General features: G+C 60.9%; 21 protein-coding genes. 16 read left to right on the top strand and 5 right to left on the bottom strand.

The window, feature by feature from the left end; translation table 11 throughout:
- Positions 1-26: 26 nt before the first annotated feature.
- The 11 genes from rplF (at position 27) to rplQ (ending at position 7,483) form a co-directional block, all read left to right on the top strand.
- Positions 27-560 carry a 50S ribosomal protein L6 gene (rplF, locus tag QEO92_RS07315; RefSeq protein WP_037151128.1) on the top strand — a complete coding sequence of 178 codons (534 nt, stop codon included), beginning with the start codon at positions 27-29 and terminating at the stop codon, positions 558-560.
- Positions 561-572: 12 nt separating this feature from the next.
- On the top strand, positions 573-935 hold the full coding sequence (gene rplR, locus QEO92_RS07320; protein ID WP_037151131.1) for a 50S ribosomal protein L18: 363 nt from the start codon (positions 573-575) through the stop codon (positions 933-935).
- 185 nt (positions 936-1,120) lie between these two features.
- The gene (gene rpsE, locus QEO92_RS07325; protein ID WP_037151134.1) at positions 1,121-1,690 is read left to right on the top strand and encodes a 30S ribosomal protein S5; all 570 of its coding nucleotides are present in this window, start codon (positions 1,121-1,123) and stop codon (positions 1,688-1,690) included.
- 12 nt (positions 1,691-1,702) lie between these two features.
- Positions 1,703-1,909 carry a 50S ribosomal protein L30 gene (gene rpmD / locus QEO92_RS07330; protein WP_037151137.1) on the top strand — a complete coding sequence of 69 codons (207 nt, stop codon included), beginning with the start codon at positions 1,703-1,705 and terminating at the stop codon, positions 1,907-1,909.
- A 16-nt stretch (positions 1,910-1,925) separates the two neighbouring features.
- Positions 1,926-2,405, top strand: coding sequence for a 50S ribosomal protein L15 (gene rplO / locus QEO92_RS07335; protein WP_037151140.1), 480 nt, complete (start codon positions 1,926-1,928; stop codon positions 2,403-2,405).
- A 238-nt stretch (positions 2,406-2,643) separates the two neighbouring features.
- Positions 2,644-3,984: a preprotein translocase subunit SecY gene (secY, locus tag QEO92_RS07340; protein ID WP_037151143.1), complete on the top strand. Its 1,341-nt coding sequence runs from the start codon at positions 2,644-2,646 to the stop codon at positions 3,982-3,984.
- A complete protein-coding gene (locus QEO92_RS07345; RefSeq protein ID WP_037151146.1) occupies positions 3,981-4,631 on the top strand; it encodes an adenylate kinase in 651 nt (216 codons plus the stop codon). The genes secY and QEO92_RS07345 overlap by 4 nt, the downstream gene beginning before the upstream one ends.
- Before the next feature lie 294 nt (positions 4,632-4,925).
- Positions 4,926-5,294: a 30S ribosomal protein S13 gene (gene rpsM, locus QEO92_RS07350; protein ID WP_037151149.1), complete on the top strand. Its 369-nt coding sequence runs from the start codon at positions 4,926-4,928 to the stop codon at positions 5,292-5,294.
- 115 nt (positions 5,295-5,409) lie between these two features.
- Positions 5,410-5,799, top strand: a complete 390-nt coding sequence (gene rpsK, locus QEO92_RS07355; protein ID WP_007766864.1) for a 30S ribosomal protein S11 — start codon at positions 5,410-5,412, stop codon at positions 5,797-5,799.
- Positions 5,800-6,001: 202 nt separating this feature from the next.
- Positions 6,002-7,012, top strand: coding sequence for a DNA-directed RNA polymerase subunit alpha (locus QEO92_RS07360; protein ID WP_037151252.1), 1,011 nt, complete (start codon positions 6,002-6,004; stop codon positions 7,010-7,012).
- 45 nt (positions 7,013-7,057) lie between these two features.
- Positions 7,058-7,483: a 50S ribosomal protein L17 gene (gene rplQ / locus QEO92_RS07365; RefSeq protein WP_037151152.1), complete on the top strand. Its 426-nt coding sequence runs from the start codon at positions 7,058-7,060 to the stop codon at positions 7,481-7,483.
- A gap of 257 nt (positions 7,484-7,740) precedes the next feature.
- Here rplQ and msrQ read toward each other — a convergent pair whose 3' ends face one another.
- On the bottom strand, positions 7,741-8,382 hold the full coding sequence (gene msrQ, locus QEO92_RS07370) for a protein-methionine-sulfoxide reductase heme-binding subunit MsrQ (RefSeq protein ID WP_227702599.1): 642 nt from the start codon (positions 8,380-8,382) through the stop codon (positions 7,741-7,743).
- Between the two features lie 2 nt (positions 8,383-8,384).
- Complete coding sequence (msrP, locus tag QEO92_RS07375) at positions 8,385-9,326, bottom strand: protein-methionine-sulfoxide reductase catalytic subunit MsrP (protein ID WP_037151162.1); 942 nt, start codon at positions 9,324-9,326, stop codon at positions 8,385-8,387.
- A 236-nt stretch (positions 9,327-9,562) separates the two neighbouring features.
- Between msrP and QEO92_RS07380 the strand changes: the two genes are divergently transcribed.
- Together QEO92_RS07380 and ilvD are read left to right on the top strand one after the other, a co-directional pair.
- Positions 9,563-9,955 (top strand): DUF4112 domain-containing protein, encoded by a 393-nt coding sequence (locus QEO92_RS07380; protein ID WP_037151164.1) that lies wholly within the window; start codon positions 9,563-9,565, stop codon positions 9,953-9,955.
- A gap of 145 nt (positions 9,956-10,100) precedes the next feature.
- The gene (ilvD, locus tag QEO92_RS07385) at positions 10,101-11,936 is read left to right on the top strand and encodes a dihydroxy-acid dehydratase (RefSeq protein WP_227702600.1); all 1,836 of its coding nucleotides are present in this window, start codon (positions 10,101-10,103) and stop codon (positions 11,934-11,936) included.
- 12 nt (positions 11,937-11,948) lie between these two features.
- On the opposite strand, the gene QEO92_RS07390 is transcribed toward ilvD, so the two are convergent.
- Positions 11,949-12,392, bottom strand: a complete 444-nt coding sequence (locus QEO92_RS07390) for an SWIM zinc finger family protein (RefSeq protein ID WP_052182851.1) — start codon at positions 12,390-12,392, stop codon at positions 11,949-11,951.
- 37 nt (positions 12,393-12,429) lie between these two features.
- On the opposite strand from QEO92_RS07390, the gene QEO92_RS07395 reads away from it, so the two are divergent.
- A complete protein-coding gene (locus QEO92_RS07395) occupies positions 12,430-12,837 on the top strand; it encodes a DUF3024 domain-containing protein (RefSeq protein ID WP_227702601.1) in 408 nt (135 codons plus the stop codon).
- A 9-nt stretch (positions 12,838-12,846) separates the two neighbouring features.
- On the opposite strand, the gene QEO92_RS07400 is transcribed toward QEO92_RS07395, so the two are convergent.
- Both QEO92_RS07400 and QEO92_RS07405 read right to left on the bottom strand, forming a co-directional pair.
- Positions 12,847-13,209 (bottom strand): lysozyme inhibitor LprI family protein, encoded by a 363-nt coding sequence (locus QEO92_RS07400; RefSeq protein ID WP_407721001.1) that lies wholly within the window; start codon positions 13,207-13,209, stop codon positions 12,847-12,849.
- Between the two features lie 39 nt (positions 13,210-13,248).
- A complete protein-coding gene (locus QEO92_RS07405) occupies positions 13,249-13,629 on the bottom strand; it encodes a YkvA family protein (protein WP_037151171.1) in 381 nt (126 codons plus the stop codon).
- A gap of 134 nt (positions 13,630-13,763) precedes the next feature.
- Between QEO92_RS07405 and QEO92_RS07410 the strand changes: the two genes are divergently transcribed.
- Complete coding sequence (locus tag QEO92_RS07410) at positions 13,764-15,167, top strand: DegQ family serine endoprotease (RefSeq protein WP_227702602.1); 1,404 nt, start codon at positions 13,764-13,766, stop codon at positions 15,165-15,167.
- Positions 15,164-16,480 carry a replication-associated recombination protein A gene (locus QEO92_RS07415; RefSeq protein ID WP_037151176.1) on the top strand — a complete coding sequence of 439 codons (1,317 nt, stop codon included), beginning with the start codon at positions 15,164-15,166 and terminating at the stop codon, positions 16,478-16,480. Before QEO92_RS07410 ends, QEO92_RS07415 begins: the two co-directional genes overlap by 4 nt.
- Positions 16,481-16,498: the final 18 nt, after the last annotated feature.

Genomic DNA, 16,498 nt, shown 5'->3' on the forward strand with positions numbered 1-16,498 from the left:
CCATAACGAACAGACAGGATTGAAAAATGTCTCGTATCGGTAAAAAGCCCGTTCAGGTTCCTGCAGGTGTTACGGCCTCTGTTGATGGCCAGAAGGTGACTGCGAAGGGCCCGAAGGGCGAGCTGTTCTTTGTCGCGAACGACGAGATCAAGCTGAAGCTCGAAGACAATGCGGTTTCAGTGACCCCGGTCAACGAAACCAAGGATGCTCGTTCGAAGTGGGGCATGTCCCGCACGATGATCGAGAACATCTTCAAGGGTGTTAAGGACGGCTACGAGCGCAAGCTCGAAATCAACGGCGTTGGTTACCGTGCGTCGATGCAGGGCAAGAACCTGCAGCTCGCGCTCGGCTTTTCCCACGACGTTGTCTACGAGCCGCCGCAGGGCATTACCATTGCCGTGCCGAAGCCGACGGAAATCGTCGTCTCGGGCATCAATAAGCAGCAGGTCGGTCAGGTTGCCGCGGAAATCCGCGAATACCGCGGTCCGGAGCCCTACAAGGGCAAAGGCGTCAAGTACGCTGAGGAACGGATCGTCCGCAAGGAAGGCAAGAAGAAGTAAGGATCACGCGATATGGCTAGCAGGAAAGAAGCACTTGCAAAGCGCGCGAGCCGCGTGCGCCGCCAGCTCAAGGCGGTCGCCAACGGCCGTCCGCGCCTGTCGGTTCATCGCTCGTCGAAGAACATCTACGCTCAGGTCATCGATGATGTGGCCGGCCGCACGCTTGCTGCCGCGTCCACGCTCGATGCGGGTTTGCGCTCGTCTTTGAAGACCGGCGCTGACGTTGCGGCGGCCGCCGCTGTCGGCAAGCTGGTGGCCGCGCGCGCCTCCGAGGCCGGCGTGAAGGAAGTCGTGTTCGATCGCGGCGCCTTCATTTATCACGGTCGCATCAAGGCGCTTGCCGATGCTGCCCGCGAAGGCGGTCTGAGCTTCTAAGAGTTTTCGCCCGGTCTCCCGGAACAAGGGGGGGCGGGCGAAATGCGGTTTGCCGCAACCTCCGGAATATCCTTCCGGATCCAGGGCAATTCCAGGAAAGGCGCCAGGCGGCTTTCCGTCCCGAATTGCGTGGACGTAAATTGTAATCTGCCGATTGCACCCGGAAAAGAAAAAGGAAAAGGACAATGGCACAGGAAAGAAGAGGCTCGCGCGACGATCGCCAGAGCCGTGAAGAGCGCGATAGCGAATTCGTCGACAAGCTGGTCGCGATCAACCGCGTCGCCAAGGTCGTCAAGGGCGGCCGTCGTTTCGGTTTTGCAGCTCTCGTCGTCGTCGGCGACCAGAAGGGCCGCGTCGGCTTCGGCCATGGCAAGGCGCGCGAAGTGCCGGAAGCCATCCGCAAGGCGACCGAAAGCGCGAAGCGTGATCTCATCTTCGTACCGCTGCGTGACGGCCGTACGCTGCATCATGACGTCAATGGTCGTCACGGCGCCGGCAAAGTTCTGCTGCGTGCGGCCAAGGCCGGTACCGGTATCATCGCCGGCGGTCCGATGCGCGCCGTTTTCGAGACCCTCGGCGTTCATGACGTCGTCGCCAAGTCGACCGGTTCGTCGAACCCGTACAACATGGTTCGCGCCACGTTCGACGCCCTGAAGCACCAGGTTCACCCGAAGGACATCGCAGCCCAGCGCGGCATCAAGTATGCAACGCTTCAGGCCCGCCGTGCTTCTTCCGGTGTCACCTCGGAAGAATAAGGAGAGCGGATTATGGCCAAGAAGGCAGAAGCCGCCAACAAGACGATCACGATCGAGCAGATCGGTTCGCCTATCCGCCGCCCGGAAGTCCAGCGCAAGACGCTGATCGGGCTCGGCCTCAACAAGATGCACCGGACCCGCACCCTGGAAGATACGCCTTCCGTTCGTGGCATGATCCGGGCTGTCCAGCATCTCGTCCGCATTGTCGACGAGAAGTGAGACGGAGGAATTGACCATGAAACTGAATGAGATCAAGGACAACGAAGGCGCCTCCAAGGAGCGTATCCGCGTTGGTCGCGGCATCGGCTCCGGCAAGGGCAAGACCGGCGGCCGCGGCGTGAAGGGTCAGAAGGCCCGTTCCGGCGTTGCGATCAAGGGCTTCGAAGGCGGCCAGATGCCGATCTATCGTCGCCTGCCGAAGCGCGGCTTCACCAACATCTTCGCTTCCGAATACGTCACCGTTTCGCTCGGTCGTATCCAGACCGCGATCGATGCCAAGAAGCTTGATCCCAAGGCAACGATCGATGCCGCAGCGCTCAAGGCTGCCGGCGTCATCCGCCGCCCGAAGGATGGCGTTCGCATCCTCGCGGACGGTGAACTGAAGGCCAAGGTTTCGATCGAAGTCGCCGGTGCTTCCAAGGCTGCCGTCGAGAAGATCGAGAAGGCTGGCGGTTCTGTGAAGCTGCTCGCCGCAGTCGAAGCTGCCGCGGAATAAATCGTTTGAGAATCGCCCGGTTTGAGCTTCACACCGGGCGATTTTATCTCCATATGTGAGCCTCACGATCCCGATGCGATCTGCCGGTCGCTGGGCCGGGATCACACGGAAAACAGGGTGAGGCATCTGATTGCGCCCGCAATCTCCGCGCCCGGTTTTTTGAACCAGAATTTGAGAGACTGCTTTCCGGGTCCGGCACTCTTCCCGCCGCCGGAGAATTGGTCAGGCGGAGAATTGCATGGCTTCTGCAGCGGAACAACTTGCCTCCAATCTGAATTTTTCCACCTTCGCCAAGGCGGAGGACCTCAAGAAGCGGCTGTGGTTCACCCTCGCAGCATTGCTCGTTTATCGCCTCGGCACCCATATTCCGCTTCCGGGCCTCAACCCCGAAGCCTATGCGCAGGCCTTCCGCGGCCAATCTGGCGGCATCCTCGGCCTCTTTAACATGTTTTCGGGCGGCGCCGTGGAGCGCATGGCGATCTTCGCGCTCGGCATCATGCCCTATATCTCCGCATCGATCATCGTGCAGCTCATGACCTCGGTCGTGCCTTCGCTGGAAGCCTTGAAGAAGGAAGGCGAGCAGGGCCGCAAGATCATCAACCAGTACACCCGCTACGGCACCGTGATCCTCGGCGCGCTGCAGGCCTATGGCATTGCCGCCGGTCTTGAAAGCGGGCAGGGGATCGTGACCGAGCCAGGCTGGTTCTTCCGCCTGTCCACCGTCGTGACGCTGCTTGGCGGCACCATGTTCCTGATGTGGCTCGGTGAGCAGATCACGTCGCGCGGCATCGGCAACGGCATTTCGCTGATCATCTTCTCGGGCATCGCCGCCGGTCTGCCGACCGCGCTCGCCGGCACGCTCGAACTTGGCCGCACCGGTGCGCTTCCGACGGCGCTGATCCTGACCGTCATCGTCGTGGCGATCGCAGTCATTACCCTGATCGTCTTCGTCGAGCGGGCACAGCGTCGGCTGCTGATCCAGTATCCGAAGCGTCAGGTCGGCAACCGCATGTTCCAGGGCGATACGTCGCACCTGCCGCTGAAGCTCAACACCTCCGGCGTCATTCCTGCGATCTTTGCCTCGTCGCTCCTGCTTCTGCCGGCGACGGCCGCAGGCTTTGCCGGCACGAGCGAGCTTCCGAACTGGGCGACCATGATCATCTCGTCGCTCGGCCATGGCCAGCCGCTGTTCATGCTGTTTTACGGCCTGCTGATCGCGTTCTTCGCCTTCTTCTACACGGCGATCGTCTTCAATCCGAAGGACACCGCCGACAATCTGAAGAAGCATGGCGGCTTCATCCCGGGCATCCGTCCGGGTGAGCGGACTGCCGAATACATCGATTATGTGCTGACCCGCATCACGGTCATCGGCGCGATTTACCTGGTTTTCGTCTGCATCCTGCCGGAATTCCTGGTGGCTCGTACAGGCGTTCCATTAGCCCTTGGTGGTACTTCGCTTTTGATCGTTGTCAGTGTAACCCTCGATACGGTTGCACAGATTCAGGGACACCTCATCGCACAGCAGTATGAGGGCCTGATCAAGAAGTCGAAATTGCGCGGAGGAAAGAGGGGACGATGAGATTGATTCTTTTGGGGCCGCCGGGTGCGGGCAAGGGGACCCAGGCCCAGCGGATCGTGGAGAAGCACGGCATACCGCAGCTCTCCACCGGAGACATGTTGCGCGCGGCGGTGGCCGCCCAGACGGAAGTCGGCAAGCGCGCCAAGGCCGTCATGGATGCCGGCAACCTCGTCTCCGACGAAATCGTCAACGCGATCGTTTCCGAGCGTATCGACCAGCCGGATGCCGCGAACGGATTTATCCTTGACGGTTTTCCGCGCACCCTGGTTCAGGCGGATGCGACCGAGCAGATGCTGGCGGCCAAGGGGCTGGATCTCTCGGTCGTCGTTGAACTTCGTGTCGACGACCAGGAACTCATCCGGCGTGTCTCGGGCCGCTATTCCTGTGCCCAGTGCGGGACGGTCTATCACGACACGGACAAGAAGCCGGCCAAGGAAGGCGTCTGTGACAAGTGCGGATCGACGCATTTCAAGCGCCGTCCGGACGACAATGCCGAGACCATGACCAAGCGCCTCGAGGTCTACTACAAGGAAACCTCGCCGCTGATCGGCTATTACTACGCCAAGGGCAAGCTCAAGGTGGTGGACGGAATGGCAGAGATGGACAAGGTCACTGCCGATATCGAAGAAATCCTGGCGGCGCTCTAGCGCATGTCTCCCAAAAGCGGGAACCGGTTTTGGGACAAAGACATGCGCAAAAGCAGACCGTCATCGATCTGTTAAAGAATCTTGGGCGGAGCGGTTGCATTTCAGCGCCGATTCCGCTAAACACCGCGCCAACTCGCGACAGCTTTAAGCGATCGGCGCGGATTTCCCGAAAGGACATCCGGGACCGGTCGTTTTGACCTGTTCCGGATGACGTTTGAACTGGCGGCTGGTGAGCCGCTTTCATGGAAGAAAGTACCACTTGCCGGATGGCAACTGGAACCAAGGAGAATAGGCGTGGCACGTATCGCTGGCGTCAACATCCCGACTGCGAAGCGCGTTGTCATCGCGCTGACCTACATTCACGGGATCGGCTCGAAATTCGCTCAGGAGATCATGGACAAGGTCGGTCTCCCGGCTGACAAGCGCGTCCATCAGCTGACGGACTCCGAGATCCTTCAGATCCGCGAAACCATCGACCGTGACTATCAGGTCGAGGGTGATCTTCGTCGCGAAACCGCGATGAACATCAAGCGCCTGATGGACCTCGGCTGCTACCGCGGTCTGCGTCATCGTCGCGGCCTGCCGGTCCGCGGTCAGCGCACGCATACCAATGCCCGCACCCGCAAGGGTCCGGCCAAGGCGATCGCCGGTAAGAAGAAGTAATTTTGGGTGGGTGATGGCGGTTGAGTAGGGGTAGCTCTGCTCGCTGCTGGGGTCGCCCACTCCAAGGTGGAGCCGCTGGAATTACGGCGGTGCAGAGATCAACGAAAGGGACAATATGGCCAAGGAAGCCACCCGCGTTCGCCGTCGCGAGCGCAAGAATATTACGTCGGGCGTTGCCCACGTCAATTCTACCTTCAATAACACGATGATCACCATCACCGACGCGCAGGGCAATGCGATTGCCTGGTCGTCGGCCGGTGCGAAGGGTTTCAAGGGTTCGCGCAAGTCGACCCCGTTCGCCGCTCAGATCGCTGCTGAAGACTGCGCCAAGAAGGCGCAGGAGCACGGCATGAAGTCGCTGGAAGTCGAAGTTTGCGGTCCGGGTTCCGGCCGTGAATCGGCTCTGCGCGCGCTGCAGGCTGCCGGCTTCATGATCACCTCGATCCGCGACGTGACCCCGATCCCGCACAATGGTTGCCGCCCGCGCAAGAAGCGCCGCGTCTGATCGTCGGAATTCAGGAGGCTGCCGCAAGGCGGCCTCTGTCGTGAACTCGGGCATGGCCGCCTGATCCTCCCATGGGGGTTCGGCGGCTTTACCCGTATCGCCGATGGCCATCAGTCCCCGATGGGAATGGATGATCCGCTCGGCGCTCCTCATGCTCGGTTACCACGATTGGATGGTGGTAACGAACGGAAGGTATTTGAACATGATCCAGAAGAACTGGCAGGAACTGATCAAGCCGAACAAGGTGGAATTCACCTCTTCCGGCCGTACCAAGGCAACCCTGGTTGCCGAACCGCTTGAGCGCGGCTTTGGCCTGACGCTCGGCAACGCGCTTCGCCGCGTGCTTCTGTCGTCTTTGCGGGGTGCAGCCGTCACCGCCGTGCAGATCGACGGCGTGCTGCACGAGTTCTCCTCCATCCCCGGTGTTCGGGAAGATGTGACGGATATCGTGCTCAACATCAAGGAAATCGCCATCAAGATGGATGGCGACGATGCCAAGCGCATGGTCGTGCGCAAGCAGGGTCCGGGTTCGGTCACCGCTGGCGACATCCAGACGGTTGGCGACATCGAGATCCTGAACCCCGACCACGTGATCTGCACGCTCGATGAGGGTGCGGAGATCCGCATGGAATTCACGGTCAACAACGGCAAGGGCTATGTGCCTGCCGAGCGTAACCGTGCAGAAGACGCGCCGATCGGCCTGATTCCGGTCGACAGCCTGTATTCGCCGGTCAAGAAAGTGTCCTACAAGGTGGAGAACACCCGTGAAGGACAGGTTCTCGATTACGACAAGCTGACGATGACGATCGAGACCGACGGTTCCATTTCCGGCGAGGATGCGGTCGCATTCGCAGCGCGTATCCTTCAGGATCAGCTCGGCGTTTTCGTCAACTTCGACGAGCCGCAGAAGGAAACCGAAGAGGAATCGGTCACCGAACTGGCGTTCAACCCGGCGCTCCTCAAGAAGGTGGACGAACTGGAACTTTCCGTCCGTTCGGCCAACTGCCTGAAGAACGACAACATCGTCTATATCGGCGACCTTATCCAGAAGACCGAGGCGGAAATGCTGCGCACTCCGAATTTCGGTCGCAAGTCGCTGAACGAGATCAAGGAAGTTCTGGCATCCATGGGCCTCCATCTGGGTATGGAAGTTCCCGCCTGGCCGCCGGAAAATATCGAAGACCTCGCCAAGCGCTACGAAGACCAATACTAACTAATCAGACTGCAGGCGAATGCCTGCAAGTGAAGGAGACCAGACATGCGCCACGGAAAAGCCGGCCGCAAGCTCAACCGCACCGCAAGCCATCGCAAGGCAATGTTTGCCAATATGGCTGCTTCGCTCATCACCCATGAGCAGATCGTAACCACGCTCCCGAAGGCGAAGGAAATCCGTCCGATCGTCGAGAAGCTCGTCACCCTCGGCAAGCGCGGTGACCTGCATGCTCGTCGCCAGGCGATCTCGCAGATCCAGGACCAGGATGCCGTTCGCAAGCTGTTCGACTCGATCGCTTCGCGTTACGCCAACCGCAATGGCGGCTACCTGCGTATCATGAAGGCTGGCTTCCGCCAGGGTGACAACGCCGCCATGGCGGTCATCGAGTTCGTCGAGCGTGATGTCGACGCGAAGGGCGCAGCCGACAAGGCTCGCGTTGCCGCCGAAGCGGAAGCTGCCGAAGCCGCTTGAAGATCATCCGCGCCGTCGGATCGGAAAGCCGGGTGGAAGAGCCCGGCTTTTTTGCGTTTGCCTCCCGGCAAGGTCCGGACTGTTTGATTTGGATCAACGACGATTTTCAGGGAATGCGGTCTGCTGACGTCGTTTCCTGTGCGGCTTCGGCCGCTCAAGCTACCTGCGCTTCCTCCCCAAGGGCGCAGAAGGACCGATTTCCCGCGGTCCAACGAAGACCGGGCCTTGTGCCCGGTCTTTCCATATCTTGCCCGATTTCAGCGTGTTGCTTGCGCCATTTTAGGTTTGCCGCGTTTCCAGCTGAGGATCGGCCGGCGTAGCGGGCGATAGGCAATGAGCAGCGCAATCAATGCCACATGGATGAACGGTACGAAGGTGACCGATTTGACCGCAAGGACATAGTGGAATGCGCCGCCGGCGGCGATCAGATAGATGAGCTTGTGGAGCCTGTTCCATCCCTGCTGCAGCTTGCGGATCGACCAGTTGTTGGAGGTGACCGCGAGGGGGATGAGCAGCAGCAGGCAGGCAAAGCCGATCGTGATATAGGGCCGCTTGGCGATGTCGCCTCCGACCGCGCCGAGATCGAGTCTGAGGTCGAGCAGCGCATAGACCGTAAAGTGCATCAGCACGTAATAGAAGGCGAGAAGCCCAAGCGCTCGGCGATAGCGGATCCAGTTGACGCCCAGCAGATCGCGCAACGGGGTAATGGCAAGCGTCGCGATGATGAAGCGAAGCGCCCAGATGCCGAGAAGATGCTCGAACTCCTTGACCGGGTTGAACCCGAGCCCGCCGGTCGCGGCCAGATAGAAATACCAGACAGCCGGGCACAGGCCGATCCCATAGAGCGCCCAGATGCTGGCTGAATGGTAGCGGCGGGGCAGGGTGGGAATACCGACCATGGTCAATAATTCGCCTTCAGGTCCATGCCGGAATAGAGGCTGGCCACCTGGTCCGCGTAGCCGTTGAAGGGCAATGTGGGGCGCCTGGCCGCACCGAAGAAGCCGCCTTCGCCGATCCGCTGTTCCGTCGCCTGGCTCCAGCGCGGGTGATCGACCGCGGGATTGACGTTGGAATAGAAGCCGTATTCGCGGGCATTGGCATTCTTCCACGTGGTTTCGGGCTGTTTTTCTACGAGCGAGATCTTCACGATCGACTTGATGCTCTTGAAGCCGTACTTCCACGGAACGACGAGACGGATCGGTGCGCCGTTCTGGTTCGGCAGCGTTTCCCCGTAGAGACCGACGGCAAGAATGGTCAGCGGATGCCGGGCCTCGTCGAGGCGAAGCCCTTCGATATAGGGCCAGGAAAGCGGCTGGAAAAAGCCGCTTTGCCCCGGCATTTCCTCCGGTCGCACGACCGTTTCGAAGGCCACGTATTTGGCGCTGCCGAGCGGCTCGACCTGATCCAAAAGGGCCGAGAGCGGAAAGCCGATCCACGGTATCACCATGGACCAGCCTTCGACGCAGCGCAGCCGGTAGGTACGCTCCTCAAGCTGCATCTTCATGAGTTCGTCAAGGCCGAACTCTTTCGGCTTGCCGACCATGCCCTCGACCTTGACTGACCACGGTGTCGGCTTGAAGGCTCCGGCATTTTGCGACGGATCTTCCTTGTTGACGCCGAATTCGTAGAAATTGTTGTAGGTGGTCACCGCCTCCTTCGGCGTCAGAGGCTCGTCCACCTTGAAGGCGCTGGGCGAGGCCGTGAGCGGCGCTGCCAGTGCGTTGCCGGAGCCGGCGAGCATCAGTCCCGCGGCCGCCGTCCCCAGGAAGCTGCGGCGCGACATATAGATCTCCCGCGGTGTGATTTCGGACGTGGGAATATGCAGCGGACGATAGGCGGCCATGGCGAAATCTCCTCTGAGGCAAGATGTGCCTCTCCTCTTTATACGTAATGCCGATCGAAAAGGTTTCACAGCGGCGCAAAGATTACCGCAAGCCACGTTTGCGTGAAAAATCGTGTGTCCTCTTGATGGAATAAATCGGCAGGGGGAACTCTACTTCCCTCTACACATTTCTTCGTGGCTGGAATGCTTAACCCTGCCGCAGGCGTGGGGATGCGGCAGGAATATGGAATGAATGGATGGATAAACGTTTTGCAGATCCGATCGAGAAGGTTGAGGCGTTGCGGCGCCTGCGCCGTCTTGCGGCGATCGCGCGGCTGATGGATACGGCGGTGCGAATTCCGGGCACCGGCATCCGGTTCGGCGCAGATTCGGTTTTCGGCCTGATTCCGGTCATAGGCGATGCGGGCGGTGCTCTGGTCGGCCTTTACATCGTCAATGAAGCCCGCCGGCTCGGTCTGCCGTCGGCAAAGCTGGTGCCGATGCTTGGCAATATCGCCGTCGACTCCGTTCTCGGCAGCGTCCCGTTGGCAGGCGACGTCTTCGACCTGTTCTTCAAATCTCACCGGCGGAACCTGCAGATCATCCTTGACCATTTTGGTGTTCATCCGGACGAGTTGCGTGAGCGATAGCTGTTCAACCGTACCGCTTTGACCTGTCGTGATAGTGACACCCTCTGCCGTTTGCGGTAGGAAGGCCGCAAAACAAGGGCTTTTTGCGCGGCCTCCGAGAAAGCGGTAGACTGTTGCAGGCCCGAAGGACATCGAGGACGACACCATGCCTGCTTATCGCTCCAGAACCACGACCCATGGCCGCAACATGGCCGGCGCACGCGGGCTGTGGCGTGCCACCGGCATGAAGGACGGTGATTTCGGAAAGCCGATCATCGCCGTCGTCAATTCGTTTACGCAGTTCGTGCCCGGCCACGTGCATCTGAAGGATCTCGGCCAGCTTGTCGCCCGCGAGATCGAAGCGGCCGGCGGCGTCGCCAAGGAGTTCAACACGATCGCGGTCGACGACGGCATTGCCATGGGCCATGACGGCATGCTCTATTCGCTGCCCTCGCGCGAGATCATCGCCGATAGCGTCGAGTATATGGTCAATGCCCATTGCGCCGATGCCATGGTCTGCATCTCCAATTGCGACAAGATCACTCCCGGCATGCTGAATGCGGCGATGCGGCTCAACATTCCGGCCGTCTTCGTCTCCGGTGGCCCGATGGAGGCCGGCAAGGTCGTCCTGCACGGAAAGAAGGTTGCACTCGACCTGGTTGACGCCATGGTCGCGGCCGCCGACGATCAGGTTTCCGACGAGGACGTCAAGGTCATCGAGCGCTCCGCTTGTCCGACCTGCGGCTCGTGCTCGGGCATGTTTACCGCCAATTCGATGAACTGTCTGACGGAAGCGCTCGGCCTGTCGCTGCCCGGCAACGGGTCGACGCTCGCCACCCATGCCGACCGCAGGCGGCTGTTTGTCGAGGCCGGCCACCTGATCGTCGATCTCGCCCGCCGCTATTACGAGCAGGAGGACGAAAGCGTCCTGCCGCGTTCGATCGCCACCAAGCAGGCTTTCGAAAACGCCATGGCGCTCGATATTGCCATGGGCGGCTCCACCAATACCGTGCTGCACATCCTGGCGGCGGCCTATGAGGGCGGCGTCGATTTCACCATGGACGATATCGATCGCCTGTCGCGCAGGGTCCCGTGCCTCTCCAAGGTCGCGCCGGCCAAGAGCGACGTGCACATGGAGGACGTCCACCGCGCCGGCGGCATCATGCGCATTCTCGGCGAGCTCGATCGCGGCGGCCTGATCAACCGCGATTGCTACACGGTGCACGAGGCGACGCTTGGCGATGCCATCGACCGCTGGGACATCACCCGGACCAATTCCGAGACCGTGCGCGAATTCTTCAAGGCGGCGCCCGGCGGCGTGCCGACCCAGGTCGCCTTCAGCCAGTCGTCGCGTTGGGACGAACTCGACATCGACGGCGAGAAGGGCATCATTCGCTCGGTCGACCACCCATTCTCCAAGGATGGCGGTCTTGCCGTGCTCTACGGCAATATCGCGCTCGACGGCTGCATCGTGAAGACTGCCGGCGTTGACGAATCCATCCTGAAGTTTTCCGGCCCCGCCGTCGTCTTCGAAAGCCAGGACGCCGCCGTGAAGGGCATCCTCAACAATGAGGTCAAGGCCGGCGATGTCGTCGTCATCCGCTACGAGGGTCCGAAAGGCGGGCCGGGCATGCAAGAAATGCTCTATCCGACCAGCTATCTGAAATCGAAGGGCCTCGGCAAGGCCTGCGCGCTCATCACCGATGGCCGCTTCTCCGGCGGCACGTCGGGCCTGTCGATCGGCCATGCCTCGCCGGAAGCGGCCCAGGGCGGCGCAATCGGCCTGGTGCGCCAGGGCGATACGATCGAGATCGACATCCCGAACCGCACGATCAACCTGAAGGTCTCCGATGCCGAACTGGCTGAGCGTCGCGCTGAGCAGGACAAGCTCGGCTGGAAGCCGGAAAAGCCCCGCAAGCGCAACGTCACGACAGCCCTGAAGGCCTACGCAGCCTTCGCCGCCAGTGCCGACAAGGGCGCGGTGAGGATTTTGCCGGAATAGACGCGGCGGCGATTACTCCCGTTCCTCTTCGGAAGCGAGAATGGAATTCGTCAGTTCCTCGTCATCACCGAGATGTTGGGCAATGATGTCGATCAGTTCAGCCTTGGTCATGCGTCGAAGCTGTCGCTTTAGGGCCTCGAACTTGTCCCGGCGCGCGATATAAACGGCGCTCGGGCGATAGGTATCCCGGGTATGGACCGTCGCCGCGAATGCGGTCGCAGCCATATGCTTGCAGGGGCCGAAGTCGGAAAAGGCGGGGCAGGTACATTGGCCGGTCAACTGGCTGTCCTTCATGACGAGCTCGACCCTGTACAGTCTCGTTCCGGCGCAGCGCGAGGTGACCTTGTCTGCCTGGAACGAGATGATCTCGACCAGGCCCTCCTCGAAATAGGCCTTGCCGCGATCGATATACCGCTGATCGAAGAGAGTGCTTATATGATGTTGCTGCAGTTTCATGCGCTGGACTCGCGAGCACTGTTGGTTGGGAGATATCATGGCGGGTAGAAAAGGCATATGGGTGCGAAGTCCCGACCGACCCGTAAAGCCCGAAGCCGCCGAAAAGCGGCGGATCGACGCGGCATGTGAAGACTTTATCGACACTTTTTTGAAGCCGCGTTTCCTGCCGGAGATCAGGCCGACGCAATGGAACTATGTCGTCGACATTGCCGGCCGCTGGTCGGGCGGCCGCTACCGGTTCGTGCAGCGCTATCGCTCGGGCATGCAGCACAACAAGGGCGAAGAGTTCGACGCGCCTTTCGCGAGGCTCGATCGTATGGGGCCAGATCGCTTTGACCTGCATTGGTACAGGCATACGGGTCAGTGGTGGAAGCGCCATGAGGGATTGACCCTGTCGGAGGCATTACGCGCTCTTGAAGAGGACGGCCTGCTTAACCCACCGTAACGGTTTTGTTCAAAGCGGCCGGTTAAGGTTATTATAAACCTCATCGAACTGCTTTAACCGCTCCTGATATGCAGCGCGGATGCAATCCGCATCCCCGCCGCAGGCATGGCGCCTTTTCAGCCACTCCACCTGTTCGTCCTGCATCGCGCCCCTCGATCCCATCGCAAGAAGGCCCGAAAGCAGCTCGAAAGTGGTCACCATTTTCACGTCGTCATCGTTGAGCGCGCGTGTATCGCAGATGACCTTTTCGTCCGCGGCTAGGTCCGGACGATCGCAATCGAAACTCGCGGCGGAAGCATTCCGGGGGAGCGTCGGGAGTGCCATTGCGAACAGAAATCCGCTCAATGCGACTGTTGTGACGATATGTTTCATGCCAGCTTATCCTCGATTTCGATGCGCGGAGCCGGCAGGTCAGATCAGCCTTTGGAGGCTCCAAAGGAGCAAGATGAGGCAGAACAGCCAGATGGCAAGGATGAAGGCGAGACCGCCACGACTGACGGGGCACTCCACCCGGTGGGCCGCCTTCACACGGAACTCCGCCATCAGTTCTTCGGGAACCAACCGGATTGCCAGCAGGATGCCGACTGGCACGATCAGCAGGTCGTCGAGATAGCCGAGCACTGGGACGAAGTCCGGGATGAGGTCGATCGGCGAAAGCGCATAAGCTGCCACCGCGCCCGCGACGAGCTTGGCACGGAGCGGAACGCGCTCGTCGCGGGCAGCAAGCCACAGCGCCACGATGTCGCGCTTCAGGCTTTTCGCCCAGCCCTTCGCCTTTGCCACAAATCCCATAGCTTACTCCCCGTATCGCACCTATATAGCACGGTGATCCTGATGGTTTTCGCCGTAGTTTCCGCGGTTCCGCCACCTTTCCTTTCTAGCGTCCCGCGCTACAAATCGTTCCGGATTTAGCAAAGAGGAATCATATGCTGAGCGTGCTGAAACGCGTGTCGACAGGTCTTCTCGCCCTCACTCTCGTAATGCCCGTCACGGCCCTTGGCCAGGAGCAGAAGACGGTACCGCAGAGCCGGCAGGAGATGCAGCTCTCCTTTGCGCCGCTGGTCAAGCAGACGGCGGGCGCGGTCGTGAATGTCTATGCCGAGCGCGTCGTGCAGCGACTCAATCCATTTGCGGGTGATCCCTTCTTCGAGCAGTTCTTCGGCCAGCGCATGCCGAACCGCACGGAAAAGCAGTCTTCGCTGGGGTCTGGCGTCATCCTTTCGCAAGATGGATTGGTGGTCACCAACAATCATGTCGTCCAGGGCGCTGATGACATCAAGATCGCGTTGGCCGACGGCCGCGAATTCCCCTGCGATGTCGTCTTGAAGGATGAAAGCGTCGACCTCGCGGTGCTGCGGATCAAGGCGAAAGAGCATTTTCCGGTCCTGACCATCGGCGATTCCGACGCGGTCGAGGTGGGCGACCTGGTGCTCGCGATCGGCAACCCGTTCGGTGTCGGTCAGACGGTGACAAGCGGCATCGTCTCCGCACTTGCCCGCAATCAGGTAACCACCGGGGATTTCGGTTTCTTCATCCAGACCGACGCATCGATCAACCCTGGCAATTCCGGCGGTGCGCTGATGAATATGAATGGCGAGCTGATCGGCATCAATACCGCGATCTTCTCACGCGGCGGCGGTTCGAACGGTGTTGGTTTTGCCATTCCGGCGAACCTGGTAAAGGTATTCCTGGCTGCGGCTGCCGAAGGCAGGACGACATTCGAACGGCCGTATGTCGGGGCGACGTTCGATGCGGTGACCTCCGACGTTGCCGAGGCCCTGGGCCTCAAGGCTGCCCGTGGCGCGCTGGTCGTCCGGGTGGTCGAAGGCGGGCCTGCCGACAGGGCTGGGCTGAAGCCGGGGGAAGTGGTGACGGCGGTCAACGGCGTCCAGGTCGAGCACCCGGATGCGCTCGGTTACCGCCTGACGACTGCGGGTCTCGGCAAGCAGGCCGCCCTGACGGTCCAGACGAGCGACGGCGAACGGCAGATCGATCTTGCGCTCAACACGGCGCCGGAGACGATCCCCAGGGATGAGCGGCTGCTCGAAGGTCGCAATCCGTTTGCCGGCCTGAGAGTTGCCAATCTTTCGCCGAGGCTTGCAACGGAACTGCATATCCCGGCGGAAAAGGCGGGCGTGGTGGTGACGGATGTGATGCGCGGCTCTCCGGCCGCCCGCTACGGCTTTGCGCCGAGGGATATTGTCATCTCTCTGAACGGCACGACCGTCACGACGACGAAGGCACTGGAAACCATGCTGGATGATGATCCGGGTTTCTGGCGGGTCGAGATTGAACGCGACGGACAGCGTATAAGGCAATTTTTTCGATGAGCAGTGATCTCTTCGCGCCAAAGGTTCCGGAAGAGGTCGCCAACCGGCGGCCGCTCGCCGATCGGCTGCGCCCGAAGACGCTCGCCGACGTCACCGGCCAGCCGCATCTGACCGGCGAGGACGGCGTTCTGCGGCGCATGATCGCTTCCGGTTCGCTCGGATCGATGATCTTCTGGGGACCGCCCGGCACCGGCAAGACCACGGTGGCGCGGCTCCTGTCGGGCGAAGCGGGGCTTGCCTTCGAGCAGATCTCGGCGATCTTTTCCGGCGTCGCGGACCTGAAGAAGGTCTTCGAGGCAGCTCGCATGCGCCGCATGGACGGCCGCCAGACGCTGCTTTTCGTCGATGAGATCCACCGCTTCAACCGCGCCCAGCAGGACAGCTTTCTGCCGGTCATGGAGGACGGGACGGTCATCCTGGTCGGTGCGACGACCGAAAATCCGAGCTTCGAACTCAATGCCGCACTTCTGTCCCGCGCCCGGGTGCTCACCTTCCGCTCGCATGACGAGGAGAGCCTGGAAGAGCTGTTGAAGCGTGCCGAGCATGCCGAGGGCAAGCCGCTGCCGCTTGATGGCGATGCACGCGCGAGCTTGATCCGCATGGCGGATGGCGACGGACGCGCCGTGCTGACGCTTGCCGAAGAAGTCTGGCGTGCGGCGAGGGAAGGGGAAATCTTCGATACGGCAGGTCTCACGGAGATCGTCCAACGCCGCGCGCCGGTGTACGACAAGGCGCAGGACGGCCATTACAATCTCATCTCCGCGCTGCACAAGTCGGTGCGCGGTTCCGATCCGGATGCGGCGCTGTATTACCTTGCGCGCATGTTCGATGCCGGGGAGGATCCTCTTTATCTCGGCCGGCGGCTGGTGCGCATGGCGGTGGAGGATATCGGGCTTGCCGATCCGCAGGCGCTCGTCATCGCCAACGCCGCCAAGGATGCTTACGATTATCTCGGATCACCCGAGGGTGAGCTGGCATTCGCCGAGGCCTGCGTCTATCTGGCGACCGCGCCGAAATCGAATGCGGTTTACACCGCTTTCAAGGCAGCGACACGGGCCGCCAAGGAAAACGGCTCGCTTCTGCCGCCGAAGCACATTCTCAACGCACCGACCAAGTTGATGAAGGGCGAGGGCTACGGCGAAGGCTATCGCTATGACCATGACGAGCCGGACGCCTTCTCCGGTCAGGATTATTTCCCCGAAAAGATGGGGCGGAAGACCTTCTATGATCCGCCGGAACGCGGTTTCGAGCGTGAGATCAGGAAGCGGCTCGACTGGTGGGTCAAGCTGCGAAAGGAGCGGAACGCGGAATAGGGGTGCGCGCACGGCCGC

Source organism: Neorhizobium petrolearium (genome assembly GCF_029854435.1).
Lineage (GTDB): Bacteria > Pseudomonadota > Alphaproteobacteria > Rhizobiales > Rhizobiaceae > Neorhizobium > Neorhizobium petrolearium.